Genomic DNA, 16,943 nt, shown 5'->3' with positions numbered 1-16,943 from the left:
CACGATGACCACCACGCAGGCGGCACCCGCCGACACGGCCCCCGCAACCACCGCGAAGACGACCCCGAAGCGGGCAGCGGATTCGGCATTGGTCAGCTCGGACGGCCGCACCACCATCGCCGACACGGTCGTATCCAAGATTGCCGGTATCGCGACCCGCGAAGTCCAGGGTGTTCACGACGTCGGCGGCGGGGCGGTCCGTGCCATCGGCGCGTTGCGCGAGCGCATTCCGGGCGCACGCATCAATCAGTCTCAAGGAGTAGCGGTCGAGGTCGGTGAGCGGCAGGCAGCCGTCGACATCGACATCGTCGCCGAGTACGGCGTCTCCATCGCCGACCTCGCCGCAGGGATTCGCCGCAACGTCATCACCGCGGTCGAGCGGATGACCGGCCTCGAGGTCACCGAAGTGAACATCACCGTTCACGACGTCTTCCTCGACGACGGCAGCGACGACACAGCAGCTGAAACGGCGACTGTTCGAGTCCAATGACACTGGGCGACAGAGACGATCGTCGTCCCCGCTCCGACACGGGCGGGGACGACGGGCGCGGTGTCGACCTGTCCGAGACACTCGCGCGGACCGTGACCGCCACCGAGGGTGTCGCTGGTCTGCACGGTGGCATGTTCGGAGAAGTCGCGACGTACCTGCCGGGTCGCCGCGTTGCTGGAATCCGGTTGAGCGACAGCGGAATCGACGTACACATCTCGCTTCGATCCGATGCGCCCGTACGCGAGACGGCCGACGCCGTCCGCCGTGCGGTGCATGCTGTCGTCGACAGCCCGATACACGTCACCGTCGAGGACATCGTCGAATGACAGGCCGGGACAAGTCGGGCGATCGTGGGCACACTGCTGCACTGAGAGCAGCACGCCGCGAGGTCGCGCGCACCCATCACCCTGATCTGGGCGGCGATCCCGACACGTACATCCGTCTGCTCGCCGAACTCGAGTGCAGGCACATTTCGACGCCAGGCACAGCAACGGTGCACGGCGCGTCTCGGCGGACGCTGCGCCACGCGGCGTGGCGTCGCACGATCGACGCAGTGCGCCGCAGGATTCAGCGTCGCTACATCGAGTTGCCTTGACCTCACGATCCCGAATTGCTCACCCTGACATCGCTTTTCATCACCTACACGTGGAGACCTCATGAGAACGTCGACGATCGGACTGCTGGCAGGTTTGTTGATCGCCATTGCGGCTGCCGCGGGCGGGTTCACCGGATTTCTGCTTGCGCTGCTTCTCGGCGCCGGTGGATATTTCTACGGCAGCTACCGGGACGGCGAAGTCGACCTGCAGTCGATCCTGCGAGGCCGCGGCCGTGGCTGACACGATCACGGTCCTACCCGATGATCGCGGCGCGCTGACCATACGCGATTCGGCCGCGGAGACCATCGCGCGCAAGGCCGCGCTGGCGGTGCCACACGTGGTGCCTCGATCGGCGGGTCTGTCCAAGCTGACCGGTCGCGGCTTGCCGCGTGTCGAGGTCACGATTCGAGACCGCCACATTCGGGCAGCGCTCGACGTGGCCATCGTGTGGCCGGCGCCGACTGCGCGGACCGCGGCCGAAATTCGTGCGAGCGTTGCCGCGGGCCTGGCCCGCTACACGGCAATGACCGTCGACGCGGTCGACGTCACCGTCCTCGTCGTGGCAGCGGAGGCAATCGCCGCCGCACCTGCTTCCTCGGTGAGACAACAGAGGAGGGTGCAGTGACCGCGCCGACAACCACCCCGGAAAGTGCACCACCGCAGTCGCTTTCGAACTCACCTGTCGTCGCGAAGAGGCCTCTGGGGAGTTCCGCAGCGGCGCCGATCGCCGTCGTACTGGCGGTGGCAGTCGTCACCGCAGGTGTGATCGCCGGCCGCGATGCGCTCATCGTCGCGGGCGCATTGTCCGGCGGCACATGGATCGACGCCGGACTTCTCTGGCTCGACGGTCTGACCGCGCAGGAGTGGATGGCCCCCGCCGGAATTGCCGTCGCCGCGCTGGGGCTGATGTTCCTGGTATTCGCCCTGGCACCGCGTCGGCGCCCCTATGTCGCCACGTCGATTCCGGGAGTGTGGCTTCGTCGACGAGACCTCCCCGCCGTCGCACATGCTGCCGTCGTCGACATGCCTTCGGTGACGTCGACGAGTATCCGATCGCGGCGACGCCGACTCACCGTGACGTTGACTGCGCACCCGGGAACCGATTGCGACGCTGTGCAGAAGGCAGCGGCCGCAGCCATCACCGATGCGCTGGCATCGTTGACGAAACCGCCGAAAGCAACCGTCTCGGTCTCCGAGGGAAGGACCAGTCCATGAACCGCACGACGACGGTGTTCGACCGTGCCGCAGTCGGAGTGACCGGCCTGGCCCTGATCGCGATCGGCGCGGGGGCAGCAGCGTGGGAGTGGGGTTATCTGCCGGAAGATCGGCAACGCGTCGAGATTCCGTTCGCGGAGAATGCCATCCAGGCGACGTGGTGGCCATGGGCGCTCGGGGCCGTCGCCCTGGTGCTCGTCCTCGCTGGGCTTCGATGGTTGCTCGCGCACCGCCCCGGTCGACGTGTCGGCCGGATCCCCGTATCCGCGACGGGTGACCAGGCCGGTCAACTGTCTGTCGATGTCGACACCATCGCCCGATGCGCCGCAGACGCATTGAACACATCCGACCACATCCGCACTGCGCGTGGCACGACGCGGTCGGATCGAGGCGAACGCGTCATCGAACTGACAGCCACTCTCGAACCCTCCCCCTCCGCTCTTGTTCAGGCTGCTCCGGTCCTCGCCGAGTCGACTCGGGACGTCGCAATCGCGCTCGATGACACCCGCGCCTCGACACGGGTCTTGCTGCGCCTTCCGCCACCGGCACGGAATCGACGCGTTCGCTGAGGCATCAGGAAAAAGAATCGGTCCCGACGAGCGAGGCCGTCACCTCCCACAACCTCTCGGCATCGGCGGGGTCGACGGCCCACGGCTTCACGCCCCCGACGAGCATGTCGTCACCCGTCGCCGATTCCGCGACGTCGCAGTCCTGCAGATACGCACCGCCATGATCCATCAAAGCCGGTGACGTCGCCGCCCATACCGCGGTCGCCGCGCCCTGCACAGGTGTCTTGAACCCCTCGGCGGATTCGCCTGCAGCATCACGCCACCCGAGACGTATCTGTTCCTCGTCCGGCACATGCCGCTGCAATGGCGTCAGGATGCTGCCGGGGTGCACCGAAAATACTCGGCCACCGGCAGACTCGAGCAGTCCGTTCAGATGAACGGCGAACAGCGCATTGGCCGTCTTCGACTGCCCATACGCAACCCAGCGGTCATAGCCGTCGCGGAAGTGCATGTCGTTCCATCGAATCGGCGACTGGAAATGACCGGACGACGACACAGCCACGACCCGACACCCGCCGGTCAGCACCGAAGACAGATGATTGACGAGCGCATAGTGACCGAGATGATTGACCGCGAAGTGCGATTCCCACCCGTCCCCCACCCGCGTGAGCGGCACGGCCATGATGCCGGCGTTGCAGATGACAAAATCGATGTTCGACGCCATGGCGCGGATGTCGCGCGCACATCGCGCGACGCCCGCGAGATCCGACAGATCACAGGCAACCGACCGCACCCGATCCTCGCCGATCAGATTGTCGCGAGCCATGTCCGGGCGTCGCGCAGGCACGATCACCTGAGCACCCGCGGCCGCCAGTCCGCGCGTGACCTCGAGGCCGAGACCGGAGTAACCCCCGGTCACAACCGCTGTGCGCCCGGTGAGATCGATTCCTGCCAGGACGTCGTCGACCGTGCTGTGTGCGCCGAAGCCGCTTCCTATCCGCTGCTGTGTTGTAGGCATGCGTCGACCGTAGAAACTAGAGTGCGCTCTAGGTCAAGGCGAAAGGGGTTCGCGTGGACAAGTCGTCGAAACGATGGTCCATCGGAGACGTAGCCGCGAAAACCGGGCTCAGCGTCCATGCTCTGCGCTACTTCGAGCGTGAACGCCTGCTGTTGCGTCCGGTCGAACGCTCGGGCTCGAAACACCGAATGTTCGACGCCAGCGACGTCGATTGGCTGTTGCTGATCAACAGGTTTCGAGAGTCGGGCATGCCGATCGCGACGATCAGACGCTTCGCCGAACTGGTGCGCGATGGTCCTGGCAACGAAGCCGATCGCCTCGCCCTCTTGAGGGAACACGAGGCGGCCGTCGAGCAGAAGATCGCCGCACTCCAGGACAACCTGGAGGTCATCCGCACCAAGGTCGCGATCTACGACGACCACGTGAAACATGGCACGGCCGTTGGTGTGTGGGCGCCATGGTCACCGGAAACACCGACTCTCGGGTAACACCCCGTCGAGGTGAGCAGCGCTGTAAACCACCCGCCCGCGGCAGAACAACCTACCCCGCCGCTTCCGGAGTTTCAGAAGGTAGGTGCCGACGAGGCTGGGCCACAATGGATCTCGATCAGCGCAATGCTCAGCGATCTCGCCGACGCCCAACTCACGAGGACGGACTACTTCATGGGCGTCGATCTCGGATCGACGTCGGCGGTCGAGGTCTGACGGGTCCGTGTTTGCCGACGGATTATTCGTTTGCCCACCGGGTCCGGTCGGCAAACGAATAATCCGTCGGCAAACACAAATACTGTCAGACAGTCGGCTGCAATGGGCACAAGGTTGCTAACGCTGCACTCCCCTCTCGCGACTACCAACCATGAACAGGATCAGAGTCGCCACCGTAACCGCGTCCGTATTAGCGATCATGCTGTTCACCAGCGGCATCGCAAGCGCAAGCCCTGGTGGTCCCTACCCATATCCGTGGGCGCCCATGTGGGCACGGCCTGCTGTCGAGGCGGTCGGCTTCGTGATCGCGGACTTCCTCGTCAACACGTTGCAGCCGATTCTGAACGCGTTCGGCATCTATTACTCGTGACAGGGACGATCTGAATCTCAGACCACGAGAACCTGACACACCACGCACGTCCACGTGCCGTACCCAGCTTCACTCGGTCCCCTTCAACCACACAATCGCGAAATCCTCACTCCGCCTTCAGAAATTTCCGCAACAACGCTCCATACCGTGCACGATCCTGAACTGGAGCGTAAATTTGGCTCTCACGCTCAGACGTCGTCCCACACCAGATGGTGCAACCTCATCGCTTCGACGAGGTCAGGGTCGTCCTCGAGTACAGGGCCGTATTCCAGCTGGGTGACGTTCGCGCTCACGACGCTGTCTCCTGGGCGTTCGTAGATCGCCCACAACTTCAGGCCATCACCGTGCCGCGACTCGAACTGAATTCCGGCCACCATCTCGCGGTCGGGTCCAGTTTGGGTGTTGATCCAGCTCGAGATCTCCTGGGTCAACGCCCGTGGCCGACCGTCACGGATCGCAGCAGTGTCAAGGTCCATCAGGCCTAGCCGGATTGCTTGACCGCGAAAAGCTGTCCGCAGAGTTGCCATCGACTCTGGGTGGCCCGGCACCACAAACCATCCATCGATCGCGCCGCTGCCGCTGATCCGAGCCTTCATCCACGACCGTGGCACATGCCCGGGCTCGACACTGGGGAACTGCTCGCCGTCTTCCTCGCTGATCTCGTCGAGGGCCCGGGTGAGTTCGTCGCTGGGTCTGGCGTACGCAAGTACCTCGAGATAGCAGGCGAGCAGGCTCGAGCCGACGTAGAGCGTGCGCCAAACCCCGGAGGGGTCGTCCCATCGGCCGCTGAAACGCCCGCCGGTCGCGTACTCCCACGGTGTCCATTCCCACGACGTCGGCGGGTATCCGACTCGAAACGCAGCGGCACCCGCGGCAAGCACGCACCAGACATCGCCACGGGGTGTTGGCGTCAGCGCACCCTCCTGCTCGATCATCCAACCGCGGCGAACTGACGAGCCGCGGCGAGCACCCTCGGTCCGACGTCGTTCAGCTCGCCCTCTCGCAGCAACAGCGCGGGCGGCTGATCCTCGAGGATGGGATTCAGTCCCTGGAGCCACGTCTGGGCAACCGCAGGGGTGTCACGTTCGGTGATCAGCCGGACCACACGGTACGCAATCCGCAGCCGCTCGACGTCGGTCTCGTTGTTGATAGTGCGGGTCCCCTCGGCCCACTGTCGAACCGCGCGGGTTTCCTTGACCTTCCCGAGGTACGCGACGAGCTTGCTGCCGAGAAGGGTACGCAACGCTGAGACCAGTTCCGCCTGAGTCATACGGGCTGCGTCGTTGTATGCGGCGAGGTCAGGTCGTGGGTGCGCGGTTGTCATAGCAATCAGCCTCCTCGTCACATCGTAAATCACACCTTCAATGTCGTCCATGCTCACGATCAGCCCCACCCCACGCAAACGCATATGCATTCGCGTGGAGCGCCCCTCACTGCCCGCAGTTGGTGACCGCCCAGAGCTCGTGGTCCCGCCGGACACCCCCGACGTCCATGTAGTCCCGCATCGTCCCCTCGTGCGCCAACCCGGCCTTCTTGAAGAGATTCTTCGCGACGGCATTGGTGACACTCACGGGCGCGGAGATGCGGTGCAGCCCGAGCGCCCCGAATGCGTGAGCCAGCATCACGGAGACCGCGGTCGCACCGACTCCCGATCGCCCCTGAGCCGAATCCACCCAGATCCCTATCTCGGCGGTCCCGTTGTACGCGTCGATCCATTCGAGGTTGCATTGCCCGGCGAACTGACCGTCGACGTCGATCACCAGCGGCAACGCGCGACCCGCCGCGGTATCGAGGCGACTCTGTAAGCATTCGCGGATCCAGATCGCCTCGGTGTGCCGGTCGGTCCAACCGAGGGTCGACGACGACCAGAACGGCTCTATTGCGGCCTGATCCCGTAGCCGTATGCGACGCCATGCGTCGGCGTCGGACACGCGTGGTGGGCGCAGGGTCACGACTCGGCCGGTCGGGGTGAGTCCTATGAGTGTGGTTTTTCGTGACGTCTGCCGGGCGGTGAGTCGGTCGCGGACGCGTCCGACGTAGAACCGGGCGACAGTTTCTCTCTGCGATCGTTGCCGCATCTGTGCCTCTGATGGGAATGCCGCGTCACCGCGGGAAGAAGTGGGTGTAGACCTACCCGAGACCACGAGGCAGGCAAAGTTTTTGGGCAGAGCTCACCCGTCAGATGCGGAAAACAGAAAGCTGTTCGACGGTCAACGTCGGGGTTCTGCCCAACCGGATCGGAGACCAAGTCCGAACGACATCGGACCGGTCCGACGCGGCATCGGTCAGCACGACGCGCGCGTCGTCGACCTTTTTCGTGTCGGTCAGGACGGCCAAGGAATCGTTCGACCCGACATGGTCGGTGCAACTGTGCCCGCACTGTGTTTCATGGGAAACAGAGGCATGCGCGACGTTCGACGCGTGGCCATGCGTATTCGGCCCGATCGGTATCGACAGCATCAGCAGAACAGCGGCGAGCACGACGACGACCGCAGCCGCGCGGGCTGCGTAGGTCGTCGTCGCTCTCACCAGCGCATTCATGTGACCGAGGATACCTTGTCAACAGTCTGATCGTCGGTTTCAACAATACAACCCAGCCAAACCCCGGTTTAGGGTTCAACCGAACGCCCCCAACCCGAGGCAAGAGCCGCGTCGCCCAAACGCAAGCGTCGACTCAGAACTGTCGTCATGTTCTCTTTGATCCAGGGACCCCGCGTCGGCGATACACCCCCTCCAACTTCGAGGCCACTGATTCGATCCCGAACTCCTCGCGCGCGGCGGAGCGACCCCGAGCCGACATGGCCGAGCGCCCGACCGGATCCTCCAACAACCCCCGCACCGCGGAGACCAACTCCTCCAAGTCCCCCGCCCGCACCACGACCCCGCACCCCAGGCGCGAGACATCCCCGGCCAATCCGCAACTGTCCGTCACGACCACGGGCAACCCGACGGCCATGGCTTCGAGCACCGACATCGGATACGGCTCGTCCTCCGACGGCAACACGTACACCGACGCCTCAGCCATCCGCGCCGCACTCGACGACGGCGAAATCGCCCCCTCCCAGCGAACCCGAGGCCCACAGTCCCGGACGAACGACCCACCCTCATCGGGCCCGACCAAAGAAAACGTCACCGAATCATGCTCGGCCAGCAGCACTTCCGCCATCGCAACGAACAGGTCCGCCCGCTTCCGCGGATGCAGCCGGGCAAGAAACAGCACCTCCAACCGATCCCCAGGCCCCTCACACGACGAAGAGGGCACACCATTCGTCAACCGCGACAACGCCAACGACTCCCCTGCCACCGCCACGAGATCCACTCGCTCCCGAGGCGTCAGGTACAGCACCGCCGCCGCACGCCGCAGCAAGGGCCTCGTCAACAACAGGTCCAACGGCCGCGACAGCAACTTGGAACTCGGATCGATCATCCCGTGCGTCTGCGCCACCACCCGCACACCCAATACACGACACACGGCGAAAGCCGGCAAGGTCACCAGATCTCGAGCCACATGAACATGTACGACGTCGAATCCCCTGGCCCGTCGCAACAGCCACCACAGCATCCCCGGTGCCGCGAGCCCCGCAAATCCCGCGAACGGGATCACCTGAAAGGCCCGGAAGGACTCTCCACCCCCGATCACCGTCACGTCATGCCCCCGCTCCCGCAGCGCATCGGCCTGGTTCGACGCCACCCGCGCAGGACCCCCGTATGCACCGTCGTCGGATATCAACGTGACGATGTGCAGGATGCGCATCACGGGGCGAGGACCGTCGAACCGTCGGGCACATCTTTGACGACCAATGCAGTGGCACCGATCGTGACATCGGAGCCCACCCGCACCCCTCGCAGCACGGTCGCCCGTGCAGCAATCCAACTACGATCGCCGACGACGATAGGCGCGTTGTCGAATTCGAATGTCGGAGAACGTCTGTCGTGACTCCCCGTGCACAGGAGAACCGATTGCGAGATGCACACGTCAGCGCCGATGGTCACCGGTTCGAGGTTCAGAATCCACACCCCTTCGCCGATCCACGAATCATTCCCGACGGTCAACTTCCACGGCCAGTGAATCTTGACGCCGTGACGAATCAGTACCCCGCGACCGATCGACGCGCCGAATACGCGAAGAACTCTGATGCGCAACGAGTTCGGGAACCACCACCGACCGAGCACCGACGTCGACACCACCATCCACAGCCCCTGCACCCACACGGATCGACCCTTGTCGTATCCGACGCCGGTGAACCCGGCCAGCGAGCGCGTCACCGAACCAGCGGCTGAGCGTGAGGCGCAACCATGACGGATCCGCTCGGCACATCCTTGGTCACAACGGCATTCGCGCCGACGGTGACGCCGTCACCCACGACGATCGGACCGGCGACGACGGCTCCTGCTGCGATGGTCACGTCGTCGCCGATCGTGGGTCGCCCCTTGGCCGTGTACGCCACCGACGCGTGCTGATTGATCCAGAAGTTCCTTCCGATCGACGTCGCCGAGATCATGATGCCGTTCCCGTGATGCAGAAACAGTCCGGGTCCGATGGAGTCGGCTTCGAGGATGATGGTGCCGTCGGGCCGGTACAGCCGCCGCAACACCAGGCGCACGATCGACGGACTCGGCCGCAGACGGTAGTGCACCACATTGCGGAACTCCGGCAACGCTCCGGCCAGGTAAGCGAATCGCGAATACGTGTCGAGCGGAACGAGAGCCTCGTTGTCGAAGCAGTCGATCCAGCGGTCGACGTCGGCCGTCACCACCAACGCATTCCCCGAAAACGACACTCCCCACCACAGCGGCCGCGCCCACACCCGAGCGAGCCGAATCATCACTGACTTGCGCGCGGTGTACACCATGGCACCTAACCTAGAGTCGCGCATCGCCGGTGTCCACCCGTCATACTGCAGTCGTGAGATTCGCGGTAGTCGTTGTGGCACTGGCACTTACCGTAACCGCCTGCACCCCCGAACCGACGCCCGTACCCGCGCAGGACCCCGTTTCCGTCTGGAATTCCGTCCGGCTGGCCATCAATACGGCCAGTGTCGACATGCCCGGCACCGATGTACGACGCGACATCACCGGCGCACGTGATGCAGGATTCGGCGCCATCCGACTGGTGATCCCCTGGTCGGAGCCCACCGAGGGCACCATCGACTGGTCCGCCAGCGACGCGAAGGTCGACGCCGCGACTGACAACGGACTCCCCATCCTCGGCGTCGTCACGTGGGCTCCCACGTGGGCCGTCCCGCCCGACTACGCACACACAGCACACCCAGCTCCGACAAACCCGCAGCGTTTCGCCCAATTCGCCTCTGCCGCAGCGTCGCGCTACCGCGATCGGATCACCGCGTGGGAGGTGTGGAACGAGCCGAACATCGCTGCGAGCTTCGGCCCCAGCGCCAACCCCGAACAGTACTGCGCCATCCTCCGCGAAACCTCAACGGCCATCAGAGCAGCAGCACCGAACGCACTCGTCATCACCGGACCCACCTCACCCGCAGTCGATTCCACCAACGACCTGTCACCGGAGACCTTCGTCGAGGCACTGTATCGCTGCGCCGGACACCACACGTTCGACGCCATCGCCATGCACCCCTACAGCACTCCGAACCTCCTCGCCCAAAGCATCTCCACACACCAAATAGATGCAGTCCGCCACGTCATGGAACGCAACAACGACGCAGACAAACAGATCTGGTTCACCGAGTTCGGTGCGCCCAGCTCAGAGAATCAAGCAGCCATCCTCGCCGACGGAATCAAGACACTGCAGAGCCTCCCCTACGCGGGCCCCGTCTTCGTGTTCGACTATCGAGACTCGCTGACCGGCAGCGACATTCCCGACTTCAACTACGGCCTCCTCCGCTCCGACTACAGCCCCAAGCCTGCGTTCGATGCGGTACGGAACCTCCCCCGATGAGTGTGGACCAACGCCTGTAGCCACGTCTCGAACCTGTCGATCGCGACGTCGCGAGACATGTTCTCCTGCACGTATTTCAGACCTGATGACGCCAGAATCCGCGAACTGACAGAATCCGCAGCCAACGCCGCGACGGTGTGGACCAACGCCACAGGGTCGGCCGGATCCACTCGCACTCCCGCACCGGCAGCACGAACCTCCTGATCCGTCACGCTGCCCGCACTGGTCGCCGCGACGACAGGGCTTCCGCTCCCGAAGTACGACGTCAGCTTGCTCGGCACAGACATCTCGGCGATCTCGGGCCGCTCGTTGACGAGCAACACGTCGGCCGCAGCCAACGCTGCCCGAAACTCTTTCTCCGGCAACGACCGCACGAACGTCAACGACGCCACACCTTGTCCCCGCGCTTCGAGGATCTCGCGCTGGTTGCCGTCGCCCATCAGGACGAACTTGACCGGGCCGCCGAGACGATCCGACTGCTTGGCGGCGTCGACCACGTTCTCGAGTCCCTGCTTGAGTCCCATGTTCCCCGCGTGCACGGCGATGACGTCGTCGCGGGACCAGCCGAGTAGATCGCGCGCGTGGTCACGGTCCATCGGCACCTGCGGCGGCATGTGCGTCCAGTTGGGAATAACGCTGATCTTGCTGCGCGGCACGCCGAGTTCTCCGACCGCATGATCCGCGAACCGCTGGTGAATGACAGCGACGCCGTCGGCGGATCGCAGGATTCCGGATTCGAGATTGGTTGTCGCACCGGCACTCGGTCCGTGCATGGTCCCGGTCTCTATGACGCCACGACTGTAGAGATCCTGCACCCACACACCGATCGCAGGCCGTACCAGCTGCGCTTTCAGACGTGCGAACACCATGCCGGTGGACACGAGTGCGGGCGACACACAGATCACCACGTCGGACGCCGGGAGGTGACTCTTGACCACCTTGCTGCCGAACGACATCTCGAGATGCGTCCGCTGGCGCACCGTCATACGGTCCGGAATGTAGTGTCGATGTCTGGTGACGGGCACGCCGTCGACCACTTCGGAGATGGTCGACCCGCCGTACCGCGGATCCGCAACCCATTGCGGGTAGTGCGGGAATCCGGTGACGACGTGGACGTCGTAGCCGCGTTCGGTGAGACCCTCGGCGACGTCGGCGGTATACGGCGCGATACCCGTGACCTCGGGCTTGTAGTTGAGTCCGATCAGTGTGACCCGCATCAGCGTCTCCGCTTCCGTACGTCGAATTCGTCCCGTCGTCTGTCCCAGAGGTCGTCGGTCGTACACACTCGTCGAGCAGGGTTGCCCGCGAACACTTCCTTCGCCGGAACGGACTGCGTCACTACCGATCCCGCGCCGATGATCGCGTCGTCGCCGATCGACACCCCGGGCATGATGATGACACCCAGACCGATGAACGCACGTGCACCGATACTCACCGGTGCCCGACGGTACAGCTCCTCGTCTGCGGGCAGATCGCCTCTGGCTTCGGCGATGCGGTCGAGCGAGAAGTCATGTGTGAGGATCTTGACCGAATCGGATACGACGCACCGGTCCCCGAAGCTGATCGACCCCGGGCCGGAGTGATCCAGAAACACCGACGACGAGATCCATAGTGGTCGACCAACGACGGATAGACCAGTACGACGAAGCACAGCCAGCACCACCGTCATGTATAGACCCTGATCGACGCGGTTCAACAACCGAAGCAGCGGAATGAGTTTCACGATCACACCAACACCGGCGCCTTCACGTCGACCACTTCACGCCGACCGACGATCCGCGGAATCCACGCGATGTCCGGGATGAACTGGCATGCGATCACGGCAGCTGCCGTCACCAACACGACACCGGCGGCCCCGTGCGCCGGCGCCACCCAGATCGCTCCCGCAGTTGTCACCACTGCCATCGCCCCGAGACACCCAGCCTGCCAACGCGCTTCGGTCGGCTTCGTCAGCAGCATGCCCGACGGCAGGTGGAAGCATTGCGCGATCAGCAGTACCGCGAACGCAGCGGCCAACGTACTGCTGACGTCGATCGTGCCGCCCGACAATACATCTGCGAGCCACGGGCTCACCACCACCAACGGCACCGACGCGATCGCGGCGAGCAGCCCGAAGATCATCGTCGACGCCAGCCACAGCCGGACTGTCTCGGTAACGTCGCCGCGGCGTTTGACGAAGATCGGCCAGAAGGCCAACGCTGCCATCGAGAACACGGACCAGCACAGACCGTACAGCTGCGCCATCAATGCATATCGGCTGAGTTCGAGAGGATCGGACAAGTGCGACAACACAACTCGCTGCACCTGTAGTCCGAACGGGATTCCGACGCTGACGAGGAACAGCCACAACGATCCCTCGAGCAATCCCGTCGTCGACACCGCTCGCGGGTCACGATCGAACACCGCCAGCCCGAGGCCCGACACCCGCAGCGCCACGACAGTACCGGTCAGGTTGCCGAGCAACGCTCCGGCAAGCGGTGGTAACACATACCAAATGCCCTGCACACCAGAGAAATACATCAAGGCCGTCAAGACGAGCGCGAACAGCGAATTGCTGACCATCACCAGCACGACCAACGGCGCTCGGTCGACACCGATGAGGATGCGCAGCCCCAGGCCCGCGGGGATGGTGAGCCCGAACAGGATGACGGCAAGTGTGATGACCACCCTGTCGTCGGGGCCCGTCCTGCTGCCGATGAGGGTGCCCCAGCCGTCGAACATCATGATCGAGATCGCCACGACGGCAACGACACCCGCCACTGCGCTGAGAACCCGGTACGAGCGCCGGATGACGGCGAGAGCGTACGGGTCCGTCGCCGGATCGCGGGACCGTGACGCGGCGCTGGTGACGACGGCGCCGATGCCGAGATCGGCGAACGGAAGCAGCAGCCCGACGGTCGCGACGAGCGCCACGACCCCGTACGTCGACGGCCCGGTCGCCCGAATCACCAACCCCGCGCTGATCAGACCCGCTACCGCGACGATGGGCGTTCCCGCGATGCGGAACACCGTGCTGAGCACGACGGCTCGGCGCTCGGTGGCGTCCAGACCCGGCTGGTCCTCCTCGGGCTTGCGGTGTCTGCCGGTCATGCGTGTACGCCCCTGAAGAGTCGTGTGCGGACGAGGTGCTTCGCCTTGGCCGACGCCTGCAGCACGCGTGAGTACGCGACGGCCCGTGAGCGCCGCCCGAGCGGGTAATACTCGGCGACGTCCCAGGCACGCCGGACATCGGCGAAGTGCTCGCGTTGCGGCCGCGTGCTGCCCGCACCGGACGCGTCGAAATCACACAGCACGTGATCGATGACAAGCGGCTGCTCGACGGTGGCAGCTCTCAGCATGAAGAGGTGGTCGGCCGCGAGTCCGAAGTCGGTGTCGTACTCCCCGAGCCGACCGAGCAGGTCGACGCCGAACAACGCAGCCTGATGGGGAATCGGGCGGACTCCGAGGGCGAATCCGTCCATGTCGAACGGGCTGTAGCCCCATACCTTTCCGTCACGAGACGGGTCGCCGACGATACGGACCTGCCCATACCCCCACCGGTCCCGGATGCCGGATCCCAACCCGCGAACGCCGATGCCCGCCGAGTCCGCATCTGCGAAGCAGTCACCGGAGTGCATCAGCCAGACCACGTCACCGCTCGCCCGTGCAATGCCTTGGTTCATCGCGTCGTAGCGTCCGCCGTCGGGACGCGAATGCCAGTACGACGGCGATGCCTCGGTGAGCATCTCGACGACGTCGTCGCCGCTGCCGCCGTCGATCACGATGTGCTCGATCGAGGGATATGTCTGCTCGGCGACGCTCTGCAGTGTGCGGGCCAGGCCGATCGGGTCCCGGTAGCTGATGGTGACGACGCTCAACGTCGGTTCGGTCACGCGCCACCCCCACGGCCTGCGCGTCGTACCGCGGTTGTTCCGAATTTGGCTGCGGCATAGGCCATTGCACCCAGACCCGGCTGCCCCTCGGCGAAACCGGCGGTCACTGCCCGCCGGATGCTGGCAAGCGATCTCGCCGACGCGGCGGCGGTGACGGCGCTGGACAGGAAGTAGTCGCCGCGCACCCGGGTGCTGGCCTCCCGCAGATTCTCCCGACCCCACTCGATGTACTTCTCGGATACGTCTGTGCTGCGCCGAGATACGGAGTTGTCGCTGATGTTGTAGATCGAGAAGCAGTCGGGCACATGACGAAACGTCAAATCCGGCAAGCGGTTCTGGAGGGCGATGAGCCAGCCCGGCTCGTCGTGGATGGAATCGGGCGCGAAGTTCAGCGGCAACTCGAGTGCCAGCGTCCGTGGGAAGCACAGAGTACTGCTCTGCAACATCCCTCCGCCCATCGTCAGATTGCCCAGCCGGAAGAGGTATTCGGCCACCGATTGGTGTTCGCCGATGGTGTACTTCGGCCAGATCCGTTCGCGTTTCCCGGCTTCTCGGACGGCGCACTTGCACGTGACGACCCAGTGGTCACCCTCGATGTCCGCCACCTCCGCGAGCTGGCGTTCGAGTTTGAAGGGGTGCCAGAGGTCGTCGTCGTCGAGTAGCGCGATCACCTCTCCGGTGGAGAGTTCGACGCCCCTCTGCCTGGCAGTACTGCTGCCCGACGCGGGTCCTGTGCGGAGGACGCGGATGCGGCGATCGTCGGGAAGGTCGAGGGGCCCTGCGGTGTCGGCGACGACGATGACCTCGAGCACCGGCACCGATTGAGCGAGAGCCGATTCGACGGCAGTGCGCAGACTCGCGCGTCCGATGGTCGGGATGACGACGCTGACAGTCGGATTCGTCATGGTGTCCCCTCGGTACGCGTCGGCCCCACAGATCGCAGGGCGACGCAGCTGCAGGCGAGGACGGCGAACACGGCCGGGAGGTTGTACGACCACGGCGAGAACATGATGTCCCACGCCCCCTGCAGTCCGAGGTACATCAGCAGCGGCGTCCACGGGCCCGCGACTTCGGAGGCGAACACCAGCCGGTAGCACGCCCACAACAACCACAGGGGAAGCAGCACGGCGACGATGCCGGCTTCGGCCCAGGAGCCGAGAAGGATGGAGTGTAGCGATATCGAACCGTTGGGCAGCTTCCATGCGTACTCGAACGGGAAGGAGCGCTCGAAGCCGAGGTTCATGGCCGCGTGCTGCGCCTGGGTGTAGACGGCGTGGGAGATGTTATCGGCGTCTCCCCAACCCAGCCAAGGGCGCTCGACGATGGCCGTGATCGACAGAGGCGGTTCCGTGCGGCCGGCGAGCAGCATCGGGACGTTGCCGTTGGACTGCATCAACACTTTGTCGCGTAGCGCCTGCCCGAGCATGCCCTCGCGTGCGGCGTACTCGAGCGCCCACGAGAAGACGACACCGAACATCGCGACGACGGCTACCCGCGCCCTAACCGACAGCCTGCCGCCCCGGTAGTGCGACAGAACCAACAGCAGTGCGACGCCGAAGCACACCAGTGCGTGGGATCGGAAGTTCAGGACGAGGCTGGCGCCTCCGAGAGCAACGAGAAGAAGGGTGACGACGGTCCATCTGGTCGACCGTGCCGCGGCCAGGTACAGCACGAATACCGTTGCTGCCGGTGCTATCCCGTACTTCCAGAGGTCGACGAGCATTCCCGTGGCCGTCAGCATCGTGCCGATGAGGACGAAGAACACGGTAGACCCGAAGGCGATGCCCACCATTACGGTGGCGATGCGCTGAATATCGCGGGCCAGCACGGTAATTCCGCAGAAGTACAGCGCGAACGCTGCGAATGCCACCACGTTGGGTGCGAACACGCCTGTGTCGTTGGTCCACGCCGACAGCAGGTACGCGGCCGTGCCCAACCCGGCGAACAACAACGGCAACCCAGTACGACGACGGTTCGTCGGCATGAAATAGGCGACCGCGACCGCAGCACAGACAAAAGAGAATCCGGTGACGGTGAAGTTCATCAGGGGCAGAGCCGAGGTGGCTCCGAGCGCGAACAATCCGGCGCGTTCGGGCATTCGGAGTACGTCGAGGTCGGTACCCGCTGCGCGACCTTCCGGGAAGGATTCAGCGTGGTGCCCGCCGTATGCAACGGTCAATCGCTCACCCCACTCCGCCCCGAAAAGTGCATGCGCATTACCTGCGATATCGGGCGAGCGTAGCGTGAAAGTGCCT

25 protein-coding genes are annotated in these 16,943 nt (G+C 64.6%); 11 read left to right on the top strand and 14 right to left on the bottom strand.

Going from position 1 to position 16,943, the window contains the following annotated elements:
* The first annotated feature begins 4 nt into the window (after window positions 1–4).
* The 7 genes from CHB96_RS23735 (at window position 5) to CHB96_RS23705 (ending at window position 2,870) form a co-directional block, all read left to right on the top strand.
* The gene (locus tag CHB96_RS23735; protein WP_089250973.1) at window positions 5–490 is read left to right on the top strand and encodes an Asp23/Gls24 family envelope stress response protein; all 486 of its coding nucleotides are present in this window, start codon (window positions 5–7) and stop codon (window positions 488–490) included.
* Complete coding sequence (locus CHB96_RS23730) at window positions 487–816, top strand: Asp23/Gls24 family envelope stress response protein (RefSeq protein WP_245866103.1); 330 nt, start codon at window positions 487–489, stop codon at window positions 814–816. The genes CHB96_RS23735 and CHB96_RS23730 overlap by 4 nt, the downstream gene beginning before the upstream one ends.
* On the top strand, window positions 813–1,085 hold the full coding sequence (locus tag CHB96_RS23725) for a hypothetical protein (RefSeq protein ID WP_089250919.1): 273 nt from the start codon (window positions 813–815) through the stop codon (window positions 1,083–1,085). Before CHB96_RS23730 ends, CHB96_RS23725 begins: the two co-directional genes overlap by 4 nt.
* Window positions 1,086–1,146: 61 nt before the next feature.
* Complete coding sequence (locus CHB96_RS23720; RefSeq protein WP_089250917.1) at window positions 1,147–1,326, top strand: DUF2273 domain-containing protein; 180 nt, start codon at window positions 1,147–1,149, stop codon at window positions 1,324–1,326.
* The gene (locus tag CHB96_RS23715; protein ID WP_089250915.1) at window positions 1,319–1,711 is read left to right on the top strand and encodes an Asp23/Gls24 family envelope stress response protein; all 393 of its coding nucleotides are present in this window, start codon (window positions 1,319–1,321) and stop codon (window positions 1,709–1,711) included. The genes CHB96_RS23720 and CHB96_RS23715 overlap by 8 nt, the downstream gene beginning before the upstream one ends.
* Window positions 1,708–2,301, top strand: a complete 594-nt coding sequence (locus tag CHB96_RS23710) for a DUF6286 domain-containing protein (RefSeq protein ID WP_089250913.1) — start codon at window positions 1,708–1,710, stop codon at window positions 2,299–2,301. Before CHB96_RS23715 ends, CHB96_RS23710 begins: the two co-directional genes overlap by 4 nt.
* Entirely contained in the window at window positions 2,298–2,870 is a 573-nt protein-coding gene (locus CHB96_RS23705; RefSeq protein ID WP_089250911.1) for an Asp23/Gls24 family envelope stress response protein, read from the top strand. The genes CHB96_RS23710 and CHB96_RS23705 overlap by 4 nt, the downstream gene beginning before the upstream one ends.
* 4 nt (window positions 2,871–2,874) lie before the next feature.
* Here the strand turns inward: CHB96_RS23705 and CHB96_RS23700 are convergent, their stop codons facing one another.
* A complete protein-coding gene (locus CHB96_RS23700) occupies window positions 2,875–3,828 on the bottom strand; it encodes an oxidoreductase (protein ID WP_089250909.1) in 954 nt (317 codons plus the stop codon).
* Between the two features lie 53 nt (window positions 3,829–3,881).
* On the opposite strand from CHB96_RS23700, the gene CHB96_RS23695 reads away from it, so the two are divergent.
* The 3 genes from CHB96_RS23695 (at window position 3,882) to CHB96_RS29485 (ending at window position 4,902) form a co-directional block, all read left to right on the top strand.
* Window positions 3,882–4,316 carry a MerR family transcriptional regulator gene (locus CHB96_RS23695; RefSeq protein WP_089250907.1) on the top strand — a complete coding sequence of 145 codons (435 nt, stop codon included), beginning with the start codon at window positions 3,882–3,884 and terminating at the stop codon, window positions 4,314–4,316.
* Between the two features lie 12 nt (window positions 4,317–4,328).
* Window positions 4,329–4,532, top strand: a complete 204-nt coding sequence (locus CHB96_RS29490; RefSeq protein ID WP_141136551.1) for a hypothetical protein — start codon at window positions 4,329–4,331, stop codon at window positions 4,530–4,532.
* Window positions 4,533–4,683: 151 nt separating this feature from the next.
* The gene (locus tag CHB96_RS29485; RefSeq protein WP_141136550.1) at window positions 4,684–4,902 is read left to right on the top strand and encodes a hypothetical protein; all 219 of its coding nucleotides are present in this window, start codon (window positions 4,684–4,686) and stop codon (window positions 4,900–4,902) included.
* 188 nt (window positions 4,903–5,090) lie between these two features.
* Here the strand turns inward: CHB96_RS29485 and CHB96_RS23690 are convergent, their stop codons facing one another.
* From CHB96_RS23690 to CHB96_RS23660, 7 genes are all read right to left on the bottom strand, one after another.
* Entirely contained in the window at window positions 5,091–5,837 is a 747-nt protein-coding gene (locus CHB96_RS23690) for an RES domain-containing protein (RefSeq protein WP_089250905.1), read from the bottom strand.
* Window positions 5,834–6,226 carry a hypothetical protein gene (locus CHB96_RS23685; RefSeq protein ID WP_089250903.1) on the bottom strand — a complete coding sequence of 131 codons (393 nt, stop codon included), beginning with the start codon at window positions 6,224–6,226 and terminating at the stop codon, window positions 5,834–5,836. The genes CHB96_RS23690 and CHB96_RS23685 overlap by 4 nt, the downstream gene beginning before the upstream one ends.
* 106 nt (window positions 6,227–6,332) lie before the next feature.
* Complete coding sequence (locus tag CHB96_RS23680; RefSeq protein WP_089250901.1) at window positions 6,333–6,980, bottom strand: GNAT family N-acetyltransferase; 648 nt, start codon at window positions 6,978–6,980, stop codon at window positions 6,333–6,335.
* A 100-nt stretch (window positions 6,981–7,080) separates the two neighbouring features.
* The gene (locus tag CHB96_RS23675) at window positions 7,081–7,443 is read right to left on the bottom strand and encodes a hypothetical protein (RefSeq protein ID WP_089250899.1); all 363 of its coding nucleotides are present in this window, start codon (window positions 7,441–7,443) and stop codon (window positions 7,081–7,083) included.
* Window positions 7,444–7,588: 145 nt separating this feature from the next.
* A complete protein-coding gene (locus tag CHB96_RS23670; RefSeq protein ID WP_089250897.1) occupies window positions 7,589–8,656 on the bottom strand; it encodes a glycosyltransferase in 1,068 nt (355 codons plus the stop codon).
* The gene (locus CHB96_RS23665; protein ID WP_245866101.1) at window positions 8,656–9,168 is read right to left on the bottom strand and encodes an LbetaH domain-containing protein; all 513 of its coding nucleotides are present in this window, start codon (window positions 9,166–9,168) and stop codon (window positions 8,656–8,658) included. Before CHB96_RS23665 ends, CHB96_RS23670 begins: the two co-directional genes overlap by 1 nt.
* Entirely contained in the window at window positions 9,165–9,755 is a 591-nt protein-coding gene (locus tag CHB96_RS23660) for a serine acetyltransferase (RefSeq protein ID WP_245866100.1), read from the bottom strand. The genes CHB96_RS23665 and CHB96_RS23660 overlap by 4 nt, the downstream gene beginning before the upstream one ends.
* Before the next feature lie 53 nt (window positions 9,756–9,808).
* On the opposite strand from CHB96_RS23660, the gene CHB96_RS23655 reads away from it, so the two are divergent.
* The gene (locus tag CHB96_RS23655) at window positions 9,809–10,816 is read left to right on the top strand and encodes a cellulase family glycosylhydrolase (protein WP_245866099.1); all 1,008 of its coding nucleotides are present in this window, start codon (window positions 9,809–9,811) and stop codon (window positions 10,814–10,816) included.
* Here CHB96_RS23655 and CHB96_RS23650 read toward each other — a convergent pair.
* The 6 genes from CHB96_RS23650 to CHB96_RS23625 are packed head-to-tail and all read right to left on the bottom strand — an operon-like array spanning window position 10,768 to window position 16,867.
* Window positions 10,768–12,033: a glycosyltransferase gene (locus CHB96_RS23650; RefSeq protein ID WP_089250895.1), complete on the bottom strand. Its 1,266-nt coding sequence runs from the start codon at window positions 12,031–12,033 to the stop codon at window positions 10,768–10,770. The two genes, CHB96_RS23655 and CHB96_RS23650, sit on opposite strands and share 49 nt — an antisense overlap.
* On the bottom strand, window positions 12,033–12,545 hold the full coding sequence (locus CHB96_RS23645; protein ID WP_245866097.1) for an acyltransferase: 513 nt from the start codon (window positions 12,543–12,545) through the stop codon (window positions 12,033–12,035). Before CHB96_RS23645 ends, CHB96_RS23650 begins: the two co-directional genes overlap by 1 nt.
* The gene (locus tag CHB96_RS23640; protein ID WP_089250893.1) at window positions 12,542–13,906 is read right to left on the bottom strand and encodes a lipopolysaccharide biosynthesis protein; all 1,365 of its coding nucleotides are present in this window, start codon (window positions 13,904–13,906) and stop codon (window positions 12,542–12,544) included. The genes CHB96_RS23645 and CHB96_RS23640 overlap by 4 nt, the downstream gene beginning before the upstream one ends.
* Complete coding sequence (locus tag CHB96_RS23635) at window positions 13,903–14,688, bottom strand: glycosyltransferase family 2 protein (protein ID WP_089250891.1); 786 nt, start codon at window positions 14,686–14,688, stop codon at window positions 13,903–13,905. The genes CHB96_RS23640 and CHB96_RS23635 overlap by 4 nt, the downstream gene beginning before the upstream one ends.
* Complete coding sequence (locus CHB96_RS23630; protein ID WP_089250889.1) at window positions 14,685–15,593, bottom strand: glycosyltransferase family 2 protein; 909 nt, start codon at window positions 15,591–15,593, stop codon at window positions 14,685–14,687. Before CHB96_RS23630 ends, CHB96_RS23635 begins: the two co-directional genes overlap by 4 nt.
* A complete protein-coding gene (locus CHB96_RS23625) occupies window positions 15,590–16,867 on the bottom strand; it encodes an O-antigen ligase family protein (protein WP_245866095.1) in 1,278 nt (425 codons plus the stop codon). The genes CHB96_RS23630 and CHB96_RS23625 overlap by 4 nt, the downstream gene beginning before the upstream one ends.
* Window positions 16,868–16,943 lie beyond the last annotated feature (76 nt).

The organism is Rhodococcoides kyotonense (assembly GCF_900188125.1).
In the GTDB taxonomy this organism is placed as follows: Bacteria; Actinomycetota; Actinomycetes; order Mycobacteriales; family Mycobacteriaceae; genus Rhodococcoides; species Rhodococcoides kyotonense.
Note: the sequence above shows the minus strand (reverse complement) of the source record. Positions and strands in the feature narration are given on the sequence as shown.